The following is a 16,480-nucleotide window of genomic DNA, read 5'->3' as shown; positions in this document are numbered from 1 at the left end:
TCAAATCGGCAAACCTGTAGGAATAGCACAATGTGTTGCATATTTGAGAAATATGACCTGTTGCCAAAAATCGATTTAACGCGAGGCCCTACTCAGCGGCATTTTCAATGATTCATAAAACAAAAAGCCAGCGACTGCTGGCTTTTTAAAAAATGGTCATTGGCTTAGCGATATAAGCCGATGTCTTTTTGCATGTGGCTCGACAAATCACTTGAATAGTGAGCACTTGGTGCGCTGTTGTCAGTGAATAAAATGTCGAGTAAGTGAGCAATCAATCCTTTGAAAGAAACCGAATAGGTTTTTTTATCCATAGAGATAGGAGCATTGATACTACCCATTTGCATTGCTTGTGCCATGATTGCCTCTCTATAAACTGGTTTAATTCGTTTTGATGAGCTAATCATAGGCAATAATTCGGTGCTCAAAAAATGACAAATTTTCCATTTTTAAATTAGAAAAACTAATGAAACAGCTTGTTAACAGTTCGACTTATGGACTATTTTGTTATGGTGCATAAAAATGCTGATTAGGCCACTTTTGGCTAATATTTATTTCTAACCATCGCCACCCCGCGCTGGTATTTCACACAACTTTTACATCTTTATGTACTAAAAAACGCGGGGCGCGCCACAACTATTCTAATACCTTGGCATGTTCAGTGAGAGTCCGCTTTTTCACGACTGAAGCAATCACAGCCGCGGCCATTGTCACCAAAAGTACCGTCAGTGACCAAATGGTGGGTATCTCCCACTCACTGCCGACCAATATCATCTTGATGCCGATAAACACCATAATGAATGCCAATGCTGGTTTTAGATAGATAAACTTATCCATCATGCCTTGCAGCACAAAGTACAATGATCGCAGTCCTAATAGGGCAAACACATTCGCGGCGAGAACTAAAAACGGCTCTCTGGTTACGGCAAATATCGCTGGGATTGAGTCGAGCGCGAACATCACATCCATAAAGGCGATCACTGTAATCACAATAAGCATCGGCGTCGCCACGCGTCGACCGCCTTCCACCACGCTCAGCGCTCCTCCAGCAAACTGTTGGCTGACAGGCATCAGACGTCGAATAAGGCGCTCCGGCAAAGGATTAACCTGACTTTCACCTTGCTCTCTCGCCAGTTGAATACCGGTCCAAATCAAAAACGCCGCAAACAGATAGAGTACCCAGTGGTATTGCGCTAACAATTGCGCACCAACGGCTATCATTATTGCTCGTAGCACTAACGCACCAATCACGCCCCAAAGTAACGCTCGTGGACGCAACTGCTCCGGTACCATGTACTGATGAAAGATGATGGCAAAGACAAATAGATTGTCGACACTCAGTGATTTTTCTAACAGGTAGCCTGTGATAAATGCAATGGTCGCTTTTTGCGCACTGTAATCACTGTTGGGCGCGTACACATCCCAAAACAGATACAAGGTGGCGGCAAACAAAAATGCCAATAGAAACCAAAACAGGCTCCATATTGCCGCTTTTTTAAGCGAAACGTTGCCACCTCGCGTTTGCCAAATGTCGATGGCGACGAGCATTAAGGTAAACAGGGCAAAACTGATGTAAGTCACCGGGGTCATATGTCCTCCTGAAACGGAGGGATCGGGGCAAATGAGATGAATGTGACGATCCCTACCGCAAACAAACCACCTGCACCTGAATAAAGCGATGCAGAATTTGATTACGTTGGTCTCGTCGAAGCTAAGCTGATGAACAATATCAACGTCACTTATACTTACCGGATAACAAACAGGCTATCGAGATGACGATAAGTAAACCAGAGGCGACTACTCCCCAAACAGCGCGGATATTAAGTCGCTATTTATCAGACGTCTAGTAAAAAAATCAAAAAGGAGCAAAAAATGCTCCTTTTATTGGTGAGTACACGGTGGGCTCAAACGCCGCCCGTTGGGACGAAATAGACAAGAGCGGTCCAAATACTTATCCAACCAATCACTACCACCACATCAAGCCAATCTTTACTCCACATAAATCCCCCTTTACTGCGATATTGCGCGAGTTTGGATTCATCGGAGATTTAGCAACCTTTATGCCATTTCTGATCAACTGATGGGGTATTTAGACGATTAAGCGCCTCGGGATGATCTTTTACGAAGTTAATAAAACAGTCAGCCATTGAATAAGTGGTAATAGTCCCCTCACCTTGCATCTTACTCATGGCTTCATAGCCTTCTTTGCCTTTCATGGTATAAGCCGAAGAGGTGCCGCAGTACACTTTGTCATCTTCAACCTCCTGCCATTGACCGCAATTATCAAGCAACTTGAGCCGTTTAATACGCGCTCCCAATGGTTCATCACAGCAGTACTCGAAGCATAAGTTATGCGTGTAAGGGTATGAGCCATCACCGGTTCCTACCACGCCATTGTTCAGTGCGTTGTTTATTGCGCCCTCAAGAATGTTGGCAATCTCGCGTCCCTCAATATAGTAAATGCCAATCGGGACCGCGAAAGGCAGCAGTTTACCTGCTATGTCAGCCACAGATACTTGGCCTGCACTGAGTGAGTTTCTCACCCCACCGGCATTATGAATCGCAAAGTCGACTTGATGGCCCAATTTTTTCATCTGATAGGCAAAGGATTCAGCCACTAAAGGGGCAATGTCGCTTGGCCCCTGCTGATCGGGTATGCGGGTATGGCGCAGCGTTTGATCGCAAGTGGCGATGATTTGCTTTTGCAGTTGTCTCACTTGCGATGTGTATTTTTGCTCAAGTAGGGTCTGTAGTGACTGCTGCTTTTTACACACGATGACATTGGGATGGGCGTCAATGTAGCTGCGAGCGACTTGATACGGTGAGTCATTATGGGTTTCGTTCATGCTGGCATCGATGAATAATCGGCGACCGAGCAACAACTCATTTTTACCCTCGAATCGGGTAAGAGTGCCGTCTGGTGCAAACTCTAGATCACAATGGCCTAAGCTCAATGCGTGCATGCCCGATTGCACTACATAAGTTTGGTTGACTCTCACGCCATAAGGGTCATCTTTTGCTAGCCCAAGCAGACTAAAGTCACCCTGTAACCTATGACTGTGTCCGCCCACGATGACGCTTATCCCATCGACATGGTTGGCCAAGTCGAGATCAGCTTCATAGCCCATGTGGCTGAGCAGAATAATTTTGTTGATACCAGATTGTCGGATAGCGGCGACGGTATTCTTGGCGGTCTCTACCGCATCAACAAACGGTGTATCCCAATCTGGATTAGAAATTTCGGCCATTTTGTCTAGCGCCAACGAGAAGATTGCGACTCTATCGTCGCCAACCGCTTTCTCTATCCAATTGGCGCGGTGTTGATCTGTATCGTAAGGCACCACATTCCTGTGACCTTGCAATCGAAAACGCTTATGAGGTAACTCATTGGATAAATCCCAGTTACCCGCTAATAGTGGAAACTGGATGCGATCAACGAAATGTGCGACCGGCTCATTTCCCATATCGAGTTCATGATTTCCGAGCGCCATCGCATCAATATTAAGTGCATTGAGCAACGTCGCGTTGGCCTCTCCTTTGAACAGCGAAAAATAGAGCGTGCCTTGAAAGCAATCGCCAGCGTGGAGAAACAAAAAGCCCTGTTGCTGTTGCTCTGCTTGCTGTTTTAACTGGTCGACCCGCGTCGCAATGCGAGCGAAGCCCCCAGCGCTGACGAATGGATTTAACTCCACCCCGTCGACATTTATCGCCAATTGCAATGAAGTGGGTTCAAAGTATGAATGAGTATCGTTGATGTGCGCTAGACGTAGTTTGGTTACGTTATAATTTTTATTTGTCATATGTATCTCTCTTTTCCGCTACATCGTACCGCATTCAATGTGACAGATTCATTATATTTCACACAATTAATGCAAAGCGAGCCGCGAGTGCACGACAAAACTTGATCTGTCACTACAAAGGAAAATCTGTCTGATTTTTAATTACTTGTCACAGTGTGAGCTAAATGTCTGCTATCACAGGAGTTTTCTATTATGCTTAATAGTAACAACAGCGTAATGGAGCCACTCTATGAAGCTAGAGCGCATTGAGATTTCCGGTTTTCGCGGCATTAAGCGCCTGTCTATTGCATTCGATGATCTCACCACTTTGATTGGTGAAAATACATGGGGGAAATCCTCCCTACTTGACGCTTTGAGCGTTGCCCTGCCTCCTGAAGGTGTGCCTTACACCTTTGAAATGACCGACTTTCACGTCGACTATTCCATCGCTCACCCGCAAACTCAGCACTTACAGATCGTACTCAGCCTGGTTTCTACCGAAAAACAAGAAATTCATGCTGGTCGTTATCGCCGACTAAAACCGATTTGGGTCGACGATCCAACGAATGGACATCGCATTATCTATCGGCTTAGTGCGTCTCGCGAAGGGCACAATATCACCACGCGTTACAGCTTCTTAGACAATGATGGAAATGCACTTGCGCTGCATCACAGTGAAAAACTTGCGCAAGAGCTGATGACTTTGCACCCGGTGATTCGTCTTAAGGATTCCCGTCGCTTTGAGCGCCCTATCGGCAATGGCAACAATCACAACACCCGGGTTGAAAAAAGAATAGACAATACCTATCGACGCCTGATGGCGATCCCTGGTCACGTCAACAAAGGCGAGATGCGGAGCAGCATCAATTCAATGAATGCCTTGGTTGATCACTACTTCTCATTTAAACCTAACAATCGCAAGAATTTACGCAAACAGCGCGACGGAATATTTTTCAATGCCGCACCGGGTGCGAAAAGTCTCTCTCAAGTGGTTGAAGAGACAAAAGACAAACAGACTCGATTACTTTTAATGGGGCTGTTAAACGCTTACTTGCAGGCGAAAGGCCCGACCGCACTGCGCCGCTGTGCTCGGCCGCTGTTGATCGTCGAAGATCCCGAAGGACGCCTCCACCCAACCCATCTGGCTAGGGCGTGGGGATTGCTCCAGTTACTGCCGATGCAAAAGATCTTAACCACCAACAGCGGCGATTTGTTGCGTCAAGTTCCACTGTCGAGTATTCGACGTTTGGTGAGACAGTCCGACCGTACCATTACCACCTACCTATCCGACCAAAAGTTGGGCCGAGATGAACTGCGCAGAATTGGCTTTCATATTCGTTTTCATCGCTCTGGCGCGCTATTCGCCCGCTGTTGGCTGCTGGTCGAAGGAGAAACGGAAGTTTGGCTATTCAACGAGCTCGCCAATCAGTGTGGTTACAACCTTGCGGCTGAAGGTGTGCAAATCATAGAGTTTGCCCAATCGGGGCTAAAGTCATTGATTAAAGTCGCCAAAGCATTTGGTATCGATTGGCATGTTGTCACAGATGGCGACGCTGCGGGTAAAAAGTACGCCACGACGGTGCGTAACCAACTGGGTCATGATCAAGAACGTCATCGGCTGACCGAACTCCCTGATCGGGATATCGAGCACTTCCTTTACAACAATGGATTTGAGCCATTTTTTAAAGGCATGCTGAAGATCCCATTAGACCACCCGATTCCGGCTAAGAAAGTCGTTACTAGGGTATTGAAGAAATTTGCTAAGCCCGACCTTGCGCTGGCCATTGTGTCGCATTGCGAGTTAAAAGGAATTGAGGGAATACCCATCTTGTTGCGTTGGACGCTAAAACGTGTGGTGACTATGGCCAATGGCAACACATAAAAAAGCGGCATCTGGTTTCAGATGCCGCGTATCAAAAACTTGCTGCTGATACAAATCAATCGGGGGTATTCCTAATCACTAGGAGAGGTGTTTAGGAATGTATCGCAAACTAAGAGTGGCTTTGTACACCGCTAGTAGCTTGAGATTGAGTTGACCTTTGATGTAACCACACACCACTGGTTTTCATTAGATAACCGAAAATACCACCTAGAATTAGCGACGGTACCACCAGTTGCCAATTACCCGCTGCTGCAAAAGTGGCGCAACAGCCGATAAACGTGCCCGGAATATAGCCGAGCCATGCTTTCTTAGCCTGAATACACATCAAGAACGCGACAACTGCAGTAATCACATAGCCAAGAATCTCTAATGAAGCAAACTCAGACGCTTTGATGATCACCATCGCCCAGAACACACCACTCATATTGGTTATCAAACTTTCTGATAGCCCTTTTAAGCCATCATTAGGGGAGGCAAAATAGCTGGTACACCCCAAGAATCCTGCCCAAGACAGTAAACCTAGTGAGACTGCAATCCAGCCCCATAAGCCTGACAAAATACCGGTAGTTAGTGAAATTGCGATTAAAGTGCTCATAACGTCTCGCTTTGTGTGGCTTCACACATCAAGTGTCCAAGAAGGCATACTAGGCAAAATACGCGAGCATGCACATCGCATAGATCACATTAATTAAGAAACGATATGTATGTTTGTGCATTTATTTGTGATGCAATCGATATTTCAACAGAATTAGGAAATATCGAGCTCGTTACAAAACGCTCGGTTTGCCCTTCATCATTCTGGCTCCCTCGCGTTTGATACATTCGACCAACGGATTTTCAACCATATCAGCGCGCCAAATAAAAGAGAGCGTTCGCTCCATATTGAGCTCGGGGACATTCAGAGCAACCAACTTACCACTTTCGATAAAACGTTCGACATCAAGATATGGAAGGCAAGTTAAGTACTGACCATTTTCCACCATACTGCGCAGTACTGGGACGTGTTCGTACTCTCGCCACACATCGAGATCTTCGGTTAAGTGCTGGATGGAACTATCAAACACCATGCGTGTGCCGCTGCCATGCTCACGCAATACCCAACGCGCTTCTTCTAACTGTGCACGACTTACCTTGTCATGTTTCGCGTAGGGATGATGGGCGGCAGCTACTACAGTGAGATGATCACGACACCACACTGCTTGATCAAGGCGATTATCATCACAGCGCCCCTCTATGATGCCTAGATCATATTTATAGTCTAAGACACCTTGAATGACACTATCCGTGCTTTTAACGCTCAGCGAGATACGCATCTCTGGAAAGGAATTATCAATAATACTGATGAGATCGGGGACTAAGTGCTCGGCGGGGGTCTGACTGGCGCCTAGCTTGATTTCGCCACTCAATAAATGTTGCTCGTAAAACCCCATTTCGATCTGTTGTGCATCTTGCAGCAACCGCTTGGCTTTCGGTCTTAGCCACATGCCCCAGTGGGTTAAAGCCATTTGCTTACCTTGACGCTCAAACAGAGGGCGACCCAGCATCTTTTCCAGTTGAGCCAGCGACATGCTGGTCGCAGATTGCGTTAATGCCAACTTGTCCGCCGCTTGGCTGACGCTGCCCGTATCGGCTACCGCGTCAAAAACGGCGAGCTGTTTTAATGAATATCGCATCGTGATCCAAATCCTTGTGAACTACATCTTAGTGCTACGCCATTGAATTAACGGAAAATTCTGACCGGACATTTTCGCTAATAAGCAAGCCGTTTCATTCTACCTCGATCTGCTCTTATATCAATTAATTTGATGTGGTTTTTAAAAATTATCAATTTTACCTGTAGGTGTCGTCGACGTAATTTGATTGGGCAGCAACGTTGTGCTGCCTGTGTTTAACCAAGGAGTTTTTATGAGAATCAAAGTCGGGAGTCCCTATGGCGTCCTTACCAGCGAATAAACAGTACTTTTCTCCGAGCGAAATGATGGCAGAAGCTGAACGGTTCGCTTTGAGTAAAGCCAATAAAACCAGTTCGATGACGTTAGGGTTAGCCATCATGGCGGGCGCATTTATCGGCCTAGCGTTTCTGTTCTATATCACTGTAACGACAGGCGCAGAGACAACGGGTTGGGGGCTTAGCCGTCTGGCTGGTGGCGTCGCGTTTAGTATGGGATTGATCCTCATCGTCATTTGTGGCGGTGAACTGTTCACCAGTTCTGTGTTGTCGAGCATCTCTTGGGCTAACCGCGAAATTAGCTTAGGAAAAATGCTCTCTATTTGGGGAAAAGTCTATGTCGGTAACTTCATCGGCGCCATGTTACTGCTGACGATCGTCAGTGCTGCTGGTCTGTATCAAATGGACCACGGTCAGTGGGGCTTAAATGCACTCAATATTGCGCAGCATAAATTACACCATACAACATTGCAGGCGTTCTCATTGGGCGTGCTGTGTAATCTACTGGTTTGCTTAGCCATTTGGCTAACGTTTAGCAGTGCAAATGCATTAACAAAAGCGGCCATGACCATACTGCCCGTCGCCATGTTTGTCTCGAGTGGCTTTGAGCACTGTGTCGCCAACATGTTTATGGTGCCACTAGGTATCGTCATACAACATTTTGCCTCCGACGCTTTTTGGCAACAAATAGGGGTTGATGCCAGCATCTATTCGGACTTAAACATTGCCCAATTTGTGTTCGCCAACCTAATTCCAGTCACTCTTGGCAACATCGTCGGTGGTGCGGTACTGGTCGGGTTAGCCAACTGGATGATTTATCGAAAACCACAAATGAATATCGCGAACATTTCACCAATCACAACAACTCAGATAACAACGGCTAAGGAATTAACTATGAATCACAACGTTACTGCTCAAGACATTATGAACACCCAACCTTTGGTTTTAAGCGCAGATACGCTTGTTAGCGCGGCAATTGATGCGCTGCTTGATCATCAGCAGATGGGGGCTCCAGTTTGCGATATGCATGGTCGCGTGGTGGGTTTTTTCTCTGCGCACGATGTGATGGTAGATCTATGGTGCCAAGACTATTTACCTAACACTGAGCAAAAGGTCGTCGACTTAATGGCTAGAGACGTGGTGGCTATAAAGGCGCAAGAACGTCTAGTCGATATCGCCGAGTTCTTATGCATCGATAAAGAGCAATTATACCCGACGACAAGTATGGGGATCGCCACACAGCTGACTACCTTGTCACTAGAAGAACGAGCCAAAGCGATGAAGGTAAGCAAACCACACGCACTACCCGTCTTAGAAGATGGCGTACTGGTGGGTTTAATTGAGCGCAAAAACGTTCTGCAAGCCTTAAGGCCTATCTACGGTGAGCGCATTCAAATGGTAGAACCTCAACTAGAGACTGCGTCTTAATAGAGACTCACAGATTTTGATCAGGAAATAAGTCGCTTGATCAAAAAGCCCCCAACCAAGGTTGGGGGCGCACTTTGTTTAAATCGATAACTATTTCTTGATGCCTTCTACATGCAGCTCCATGTCGACATAGCTAGACGCCCCCATAACCGCGATATTGAAATCTGCCAGTTCCAAACGCGTAGTACCGTAGAAACCAGCACGTTGGCCACCCCACGGGTCTTGCCCAGCGCCGATAAACTCAGCATCAATCGTAATTGGTTTGGTCACACCATGAAGATTAAGGTCGCCGTTAACAGCCAGCTTGCCATCCCCCTTGTCTACGACACTAGTGCTGGTAAAAGTGGCCGTTGAATATTTCGACGCATCGATGAAGTCAGAGCTACGGATGTGCTTATCACGTTCCGCATGGTTAGAGTCTAAACTGGTGGTGTCGACGGTCACCATCACCTTCGAATCAGCAACATTCGCTGGGTCGTAAGAGAACTCACCATCAAACTTATTAAAACGACCTTTAATGTAGCTGTAGCCAAGGTGGTTCACTTTAAAGTTCACAGATGCGTGTGCACCTTTAGTGTCGATAACGTAGTCCGCCGCGCTTGCACCAAATGGCAACGCCATTGCCATTGCTAGTCCGGTAGCGAATAAAGTCTTTTTCATTTTGAAGCTCCTATCATTTTGCGTAGCGTGTTGTCTTTGTTAATAAAATGGTGTTTTAGGGCCGCCAATGCATGAACGGCAGCGAGCAGGATTAATCCCCAAGCTAGATAGAAATGAACTTGACCAGCAAGATCGGCCTGACCTTCGAATAACGCACCCAATCCAGGGACGGTAAACCAACTGAATACATCGATACCGCGGCCATCCTCTGTCGAGATAAGGTATCCGGAAACGAAGAGAGCAAACAGCAATCCATACATCGCCAAATGCGCCAACTTAGCTCCAATCACTTCATAGGCAGCCCCTTCCACCTTGGGTGACGGCGTAACAATCTTCCATGCCAGTCTGAACAAGGTCACACCTGCAAAGAGTAAACCGACCGATTTATGCCAATGAGGCGCGGTTCGATACCATTCACTGTAGTAAGAGAGGTCAACCATCCACAAACCTACAGCAAACATAGCGATCACCACCAGCGCTGATAACCAGTGAATCGCCCGAGCGAGTAGATTGTAATTCTTCACTTCTGATTTCATTTGACGACCTTAATTAAAATGACTCTGATTGCTATTCAGAGTACATTTTTGTCTCTGTGTTGGACTAAAGTATTTACCATTATTTACAATGCTGATAGCACTTAAGCTTGATTAACTCGTTCGAAAAATTTGAAGAAACTTCTAGAAGTCGCTGATTTGCTCTATTTCGTATAGCTCATCACTGATATCGACCATCTTTCGCTGAAACACCGTTTGTGCATCGGTTAGCCCTTTATTGTAAAACGCTGGGCCAAATTTAGTGACGATAAAATCGAACATAAAATCCGCATCAAACTGGCCGATCTCGATGTCTAGTTCATCTTCTAGATAGCGTTGAAGCGCACTCGACATCGCCTGTTTTTGTTGTGACGTAAATTCAATCTTAGACATAAACCATTAAAGCTCCGTGATTTTTTGACGATTAAGTGTAACGAATGTTAACCAGCGCATGTTAACCTTGTTGCGCCGAAAGCTCATAATGGAGAGATGGATCTTGTTATTGGACGTGCTCGTTCAGAGCGTTAATGAATTCCAAGCTGATTGCATGGCACTGTGCGAAAAACACTACCCGACGATTCACAACAAAGGGATGAGTGAACATCACCTAGGGTTGGCATTCGCGCGTCGCTTGTCTCGCACCTTGAACGAGTTCGGCCACGATTACGATTACAAACCACTCGACAGTAACACTTCGTCTGAGTTACCTCATCACTATCGCGTCAGCTCAGAAATTGGCACGGTTTGGGTATTAACGTCTCACTTAGTCAGCGCAGGTTCTTCTTGTCGCAATAAGCTGTTCAAAACCGTGGCGCAATGGCAACAAGAGTACGGTTATGCGGTTCAACCTAATGACTTGTTGCTGCTGCTCACCGACCACTGGATAAGCCGCAGTAAGCAAAGCCGCGAGTTATTGCATTGGTGGACGGGGCACCTTCCCGATGAAATCGACGAGTACAAAGTGCAAGGTATCACTCTGTATGAAAGTGAATCGCAACTGGCTCAGTCTATGGACAAACACTTTAATCTCAGCCCCTACTTCGTCAAATTCACGCATCCTTTAAAGCGCGCCACTGACAAGCAATTAGTCCGCAAATATATCCAGCTATATTCTGTGATTCAGCTCAGTTAACCTCGATTGTCATCTCCACGTCACAGATACTTCAGACAATACACTTTTATTGCTGTTTAATTCCGTGACGTGAAAACTCTTAAACGCTATCAATATGAGCGATATGCGGTACTTTGCAACTTGGCCTACCAGCCTGTTCTTCGCCAAACCCAGTATGGCTTTTCTCCCAAAGGACAGCGCGTTGTCGCCAATCGTTACGGTCAGCCCGCCATTCGAGTATTGTGGCATGAAGCGCGTGAAGAAGTAATCGTGGTGATAAAAGGCTCGCACAACCCGCTCGACTGGTTGATAAACCTATTGCTATGGCAGCGTTCATGTCGCTCTCTGTCTCTACCCTACCCGATTCACGCTGGATATCTGCATTTACTGCTACAAGAAAGTGCGCCTACACATAATAGTGACCGTTTAGGCGTCACTGTTTTTGATAAGCTCATTGAAGTGTTAACACCGCTAATAGAGAGTGGTAAACGCATTTCACTCACAGGTCACTCATCTGGCGGAGCATTGGCTTGTGTGATTGCCGATAAACTCGAACGCCAGTGGCCAACTTGTGTTAAACGAGTTGTGACTTTTGGTCAGCCTGCGCTCGGAGGCTCTGCTTTCTTTGACGCCTATCTTTTACACCATCGTACCTATCGAATCTGCTGCGACCTCGATGTGGTGACCTTTCTTCCGCCGATCCCGCTCTACTATCGTCACGTTGGCAAAATGTTGTGGCTGTACGATGGCAAGATTCATGAAAATACCCCTACCTGGCTTCGCTTGTCTAAATCGTTGACATCTTGGTTAATTCGTCCGTTCTCTTACCACCTAATGTCTAAATATATCCGCAATAAAGATTTCTTTGACGAGCGCTGATGAGATATACCTCCAAACTATTGTTGGCCTTACTAACAGTGACTTTAAAAGCGCTAAAAGCTCACGTATTTTAATGGTTTCGCGCGTTATATTGATAAAGCAAATATTAGAAGTCACTGTTAACTATCAGATTTAACACTTATCGCACAATTTTAGTGAAGTCTAATTTGTATTGGTTGACAATTATCCAATCTGGCTAATACTATCGATATGTCGGTGTAAAAATGTTCATTTTTATTTACAAAGTCTGGAGCGTCTCAAGTAATGATTCTATCTACCCAGCAGCAGTTTGTTGATTGCTTGGCGCTAAATGAACAGTCACAATATCTGGCCAGCTACCAGTCTCTGACTCTTAACAGTGTTTTTCAGCCTATCTATGACGTGAATAAACGCATGATCGGCCTAGAGGCACTGGTACGAATTCACCATAAGGAACAAGGGGCCATTCGTCCTGATCTGTTTTTTCACTCCGATTTATATAACTTCGAAGATAAAATGAATGTCGAGCGGCTCAGTCGCGTCATTCACATCCGTAACTTTGCTCGCTCAAAATACCGCCACCTTAAACTTTTCCTCAATGTTTTGCCCTCGACTGGGGAATACCTCGCGTTGCAAAACATTGATACCAGCTTGCTCGCCAAGCGAATAAAAGCGCTAAATCTCTCCAATTCACAAATCGTGATGGAAGTGGTCGAATTAGATGCGCCCGACAAAAGTAAACTAGAACAAGCAATGCGCAAGTTAGCCCAAAGTGGTTTTAGCGTTGCCATAGACGATTATGGTGTGAAAGCTTCTAACCGCGAACGTGTTGAACAATTGCGTCCATCAATCGTAAAGCTGGATCGCTCATTGATGCTTGCTTACGTCAATGGTGACCAGTTTCCGCTGTTATCTGGTGTTCAACTGGCGAAGAAAGTGAAGGCTCAAACAGTGGTTGAGGGTATAGAAACACAGCAGCAATTAGAAGCGATGCGCCAGCTAAAAATCGACATGTTTCAAGGCTATTTTCTTGCGACACCAGAGCCACTTGAAGCCATCTATTGCGATCAAAGCAACGACTTGCGTTTCATTGGTGACCCCAGCGTCATTTACCGCTGATCTTAGAGAGTCAAACGACTACCTGCTTACCCCATCATACTGAAAGCAGACAAGGCAAACAGGCATCCGTGGCTATTTGCTATCCCCATAGCGTTCGAGATATAGCACGGTTGCGGCAGTGCGCGACGGCACGCGAAGTTTTTTTAGCAAACTTTTCATATGTACTTTGACTGTCGACTCCGAAATAAACAAACTATCGGCAATCTGTTTATTACGTAACCCTTTCGCAACTTGCTGTAAAATTTGCGTTTCGCGATCAGTCAGTTCATCAAACACACTGGTTTGATTTTGGTGTTCAGACAGATATTTCGCAACCTCGCGACTGTAAGCCTTGGTCCCGCAGATGCTCAGTTTCAGCAACTCGACCAATTCATCTGGCTCCGTATCCTTTAATAAGTAGCCATCCGCGCCTGCTTTTACCATGGTTTCAATATCTGCCGGACTGTCCGATACCGTCAGGATCACGATGATGGCCTGACAATCGTCTGCCCGCAGTGCTTTGAGCGTGTCTAAACCTGACATTCCTTTCATATTAAGATCTAATAAGATCAAATCGGGTTCAAGTTCATGATTAAGAGCGACAGCTTCTGTCCCATTGCTCGCTTCTGCAACCACATTAAAATCATCCTCATAGCTCAATAGTTGTTTGAGTCCACGACGCATTAATGGGTGGTCATCGACCAATAACACACGACATTCTAACAATGTTTCTATCCTTAGTTTTTTGGGTATGTAAGTCGCACTTGGCAACCTTGGTTTGGCTTGGCTGTTATCTCGAGATGTCCGTTTAACCGCTGTGCACGTTCGCGCATTATGCTTAAGCCATAGTGGTGAGCACGCTCTCGACTATCATCAAAGCCTACACCATCGTCTTCTATACTCACTGTTATCTGGCTATCAGTTTCACCACAATGAATATTAATTGTTTGCGCATTCGCGTGTTTGATCGCATTGGTGGTTGCTTCACGGATCAGTTGCAGCAAATGTACTTGTTGATTGGTCTCTAACTCAATGGAAGAAAGTTGATTATCTAGTTCGATATTCGACTTGGTTTGCTCGGCTAGTTGCACGGTCATGCTCTGTAGCGCTTGACCAAAACTGCCTTCCTTGATGGTTAAACGAAATGTAGTCAACAGTTCTCGTAGCTGTATGTACGCCGCAGATAAGCCGCTGTCTAACTCCGAAAGTAAGGGGATAGTCTGGTCCCGTTGCGCTGATTCGGGTAGTTTACTCATACTGCGTTTGAGCAGCGAAACCTGAATTTTTAAGTAGGACAGGGCTTGCGCGAGCGAATCATGTAGCTCACGCGCTATGGTAGCGCGCTCCTCAAGCACCAAAAGTTGCTCTGCTTGTCTTTGCATTTGGTTGTAATAGATAGCGCGCGCCAATATTTGCGCTAAGTTGTCAATCAGTGATTGGTCTGGACAAGGTAGCGTAACCTTATAGTAAAGTGTCCCAAGCATTGCGCCATCGAGCAACAAAGCCTTCCGACGGCACTGTTCACCACATTTTTCACAAATTTCGCCCTGATTAAGCACCAACGGTTTTTCATCTGCTTGATTGATTTCAAGCCGAACCGCAGCAATGCCCTCAAGGCTGGCAATATGATCTAAGATTGCCGAAAAGTTCTCGGCGGTGATTCTTGCCGCGGAGAGTTCTTGCGAGGTTCGATAGAGCACCTCAAGTGAGTCGTTGGCATGTTGCAGTTTGTGGGTTTTCTCGTTGACAGCTTGCTCCAGTCCTCGATACAGCTTACCCAAATCCTGCGCCATGTCGGTAAATGCGCGAGATAATATACCCATTTCATTATTGCTTTGGATATCGAGATCGATGTCGAATGAACGTGACTGTATTTGTTCACTCGCGAGCACTAAGCTATTTAACGGCCCCACCACTTGCTTGCGCGTATAGTGAACAACAAACACACTGATTACCAGCACGCCTCCGAGCCCTAAGCCTCCGGCAATCGCTAGCGAAATCAGTTTACGCTCTGAAAACCCTTGCAGCTTGAAAACAAATCCATCAATCAAGGTGACGAAAGTGGCGACTTCACTCAAGTAGTCGACCCGGTTGTCACTCTTGAGCAAGTGCTTTAACTGGTGCCAACGAGTAATGATGTGATAATAATCGTTGGTAATATCTTTAGGTACTGACCAGTGTTGTAAAGACTTCATGGATGGCGAATAGATTGAGCGTTCAAACTGGTTGATATGCAAAAGGTAGTCTTCAGATTGCGTTTGAATATCGTGCGCAAGTCGATAGCTTTGCATGCGCATCGAGCCCGCCACATTGACCGCCTCTGCGTCTTTCAAACTCGAAGCAAGCGTGACTATGGCGAACCCTGTTGTAGCAACTGACAGTAATAATATCAGCACCATAGCTTTTGCGATGGTTGTTGTTACCGATCTCTTTACCTGATTCTTCAACAATTTCGTCTACCTTTAAACACAAATAGGCCACTAGCGACTACGCTTATCATCAAGGGGCTCGACAATATGTGATCACTCACGGCTAAGTTTCTTGATCTTAAACATGATTTGTCAGCATTTACCCCCTTTGAGGTATTTATACAATTATGTCAAAAACTAAAATTTCTTTACGTAGAAATGACAAGATATGAACAGCATTTCAAGTGGCTTCACATTTTTTAATCGATTAGGGACAATTTGTGGTAGATATCGAAAAACGGCGTTGGTTTTCATTCAATAAAAATCAATCAAACCAATTGCGTTTGCCATGGCTCGACACTGCCCAATCTTTTACCGATATCTGCACCCGATGTGGCAAATGTACAGACCAATGCGAAACTAAAATTATCGTCAACGGCGATGGTGGGTTTCCTCAGGTCGATTTTTCTCTCGGCGAGTGCACTTTCTGCTATCAATGTGCAGACGTTTGTCCACAACCGCTGTTCGTTTCTAAACAACATTCACCATGGACAGCACTAGCCACCATCCACGACTCTTGTTTGGCTAAGAAAAATGTCGAATGTCGCAGCTGCGGCGATATGTGTGAACCAATGGCGATCCAGTTCAATTTACAAGTTGGAAAAGTCGCACAACCCATTTTAGAGAACGAAGCCTGTACAGGATGTGGTGCTTGTGTCGCTGCCTGCCCTACTGACTCGATCTCTGTGAGTCATTCATTTTAGGACGGAAAATACCG

16 protein-coding genes are annotated in these 16,480 nt (G+C 45.8%); 6 read left to right on the top strand and 10 right to left on the bottom strand.

The window, feature by feature from the left end:
* Positions 1-164: 164 nt before the first annotated feature.
* The 3 genes from MTO69_RS14040 to MTO69_RS14030 form a co-directional block, all read right to left on the bottom strand.
* On the bottom strand, positions 165-356 hold the full coding sequence (locus MTO69_RS14040) for a hypothetical protein (RefSeq protein ID WP_248335026.1): 192 nt from the start codon (positions 354-356) through the stop codon (positions 165-167).
* Between the two features lie 277 nt (positions 357-633).
* On the bottom strand, positions 634-1,587 hold the full coding sequence (locus tag MTO69_RS14035; RefSeq protein WP_248335025.1) for a TerC/Alx family metal homeostasis membrane protein: 954 nt from the start codon (positions 1,585-1,587) through the stop codon (positions 634-636).
* A gap of 458 nt (positions 1,588-2,045) precedes the next feature.
* Positions 2,046-3,797 (bottom strand): bifunctional metallophosphatase/5'-nucleotidase, encoded by a 1,752-nt coding sequence (locus MTO69_RS14030; RefSeq protein WP_248335024.1) that lies wholly within the window; start codon positions 3,795-3,797, stop codon positions 2,046-2,048.
* Between the two features lie 229 nt (positions 3,798-4,026).
* On the opposite strand from MTO69_RS14030, the gene MTO69_RS14025 reads away from it, so the two are divergent.
* Positions 4,027-5,658, top strand: a complete 1,632-nt coding sequence (locus MTO69_RS14025) for an ATP-dependent endonuclease (RefSeq protein ID WP_248335023.1) — start codon at positions 4,027-4,029, stop codon at positions 5,656-5,658.
* A 109-nt stretch (positions 5,659-5,767) separates the two neighbouring features.
* Here the strand turns inward: MTO69_RS14025 and MTO69_RS14020 are convergent, their stop codons facing one another.
* Positions 5,768-6,253 carry a DUF1097 domain-containing protein gene (locus tag MTO69_RS14020; protein ID WP_248335022.1) on the bottom strand — a complete coding sequence of 162 codons (486 nt, stop codon included), beginning with the start codon at positions 6,251-6,253 and terminating at the stop codon, positions 5,768-5,770.
* A 172-nt stretch (positions 6,254-6,425) separates the two neighbouring features.
* Positions 6,426-7,331 (bottom strand): LysR substrate-binding domain-containing protein, encoded by a 906-nt coding sequence (locus MTO69_RS14015; protein ID WP_248335021.1) that lies wholly within the window; start codon positions 7,329-7,331, stop codon positions 6,426-6,428.
* A gap of 257 nt (positions 7,332-7,588) precedes the next feature.
* On the opposite strand from MTO69_RS14015, the gene focA reads away from it, so the two are divergent.
* Positions 7,589-9,034, top strand: coding sequence for a formate transporter FocA (gene focA / locus MTO69_RS14010; RefSeq protein ID WP_248335020.1), 1,446 nt, complete (start codon positions 7,589-7,591; stop codon positions 9,032-9,034).
* A gap of 90 nt (positions 9,035-9,124) precedes the next feature.
* On the opposite strand, the gene MTO69_RS14005 is transcribed toward focA, so the two are convergent.
* The 3 genes from MTO69_RS14005 to MTO69_RS13995 all read right to left on the bottom strand — a co-directional run bounded on the left by MTO69_RS14005 (position 9,125) and on the right by MTO69_RS13995 (position 10,620).
* Positions 9,125-9,694 (bottom strand): YceI family protein, encoded by a 570-nt coding sequence (locus tag MTO69_RS14005; protein ID WP_248335019.1) that lies wholly within the window; start codon positions 9,692-9,694, stop codon positions 9,125-9,127.
* Complete coding sequence (locus MTO69_RS14000) at positions 9,691-10,230, bottom strand: cytochrome b (RefSeq protein WP_248335018.1); 540 nt, start codon at positions 10,228-10,230, stop codon at positions 9,691-9,693. Before MTO69_RS14000 ends, MTO69_RS14005 begins: the two co-directional genes overlap by 4 nt.
* A 141-nt stretch (positions 10,231-10,371) precedes the next feature.
* On the bottom strand, positions 10,372-10,620 hold the full coding sequence (locus tag MTO69_RS13995; protein ID WP_248335017.1) for a DUF2164 domain-containing protein: 249 nt from the start codon (positions 10,618-10,620) through the stop codon (positions 10,372-10,374).
* A 103-nt stretch (positions 10,621-10,723) separates the two neighbouring features.
* Between MTO69_RS13995 and MTO69_RS13990 the strand changes: the two genes are divergently transcribed.
* From MTO69_RS13990 to MTO69_RS13980, 3 genes are all read left to right on the top strand, one after another.
* Entirely contained in the window at positions 10,724-11,359 is a 636-nt protein-coding gene (locus MTO69_RS13990) for a hypothetical protein (RefSeq protein ID WP_248335626.1), read from the top strand.
* A 69-nt stretch (positions 11,360-11,428) separates the two neighbouring features.
* Positions 11,429-12,217, top strand: coding sequence for a lipase family protein (locus MTO69_RS13985; RefSeq protein ID WP_248335016.1), 789 nt, complete (start codon positions 11,429-11,431; stop codon positions 12,215-12,217).
* A gap of 264 nt (positions 12,218-12,481) precedes the next feature.
* Entirely contained in the window at positions 12,482-13,315 is an 834-nt protein-coding gene (locus MTO69_RS13980; RefSeq protein WP_248335015.1) for an EAL domain-containing protein, read from the top strand.
* A gap of 72 nt (positions 13,316-13,387) precedes the next feature.
* Here the strand turns inward: MTO69_RS13980 and MTO69_RS13975 are convergent, their stop codons facing one another.
* Together MTO69_RS13975 and narQ are read right to left on the bottom strand one after the other, a co-directional pair.
* Positions 13,388-14,020, bottom strand: a complete 633-nt coding sequence (locus tag MTO69_RS13975; RefSeq protein WP_248335014.1) for a response regulator — start codon at positions 14,018-14,020, stop codon at positions 13,388-13,390.
* Positions 14,021-14,031: 11 nt separating this feature from the next.
* Positions 14,032-15,744, bottom strand: a complete 1,713-nt coding sequence (narQ, locus tag MTO69_RS13970) for a nitrate/nitrite two-component system sensor histidine kinase NarQ (protein ID WP_432715660.1) — start codon at positions 15,742-15,744, stop codon at positions 14,032-14,034.
* 239 nt (positions 15,745-15,983) lie between these two features.
* Between narQ and napF the strand changes: the two genes are divergently transcribed.
* A complete protein-coding gene (gene napF, locus MTO69_RS13965; protein WP_248335012.1) occupies positions 15,984-16,466 on the top strand; it encodes a ferredoxin-type protein NapF in 483 nt (160 codons plus the stop codon).
* The last annotated feature ends 14 nt before the right edge of the window (positions 16,467-16,480 follow it).

It is taken from the genome of Vibrio sinaloensis (assembly GCF_023195835.1).
Taxonomy (GTDB): Bacteria; Pseudomonadota; Gammaproteobacteria; order Enterobacterales; family Vibrionaceae; genus Vibrio; species Vibrio sinaloensis_C.
This window is presented reverse-complemented; position numbering and strand designations above follow the sequence as displayed.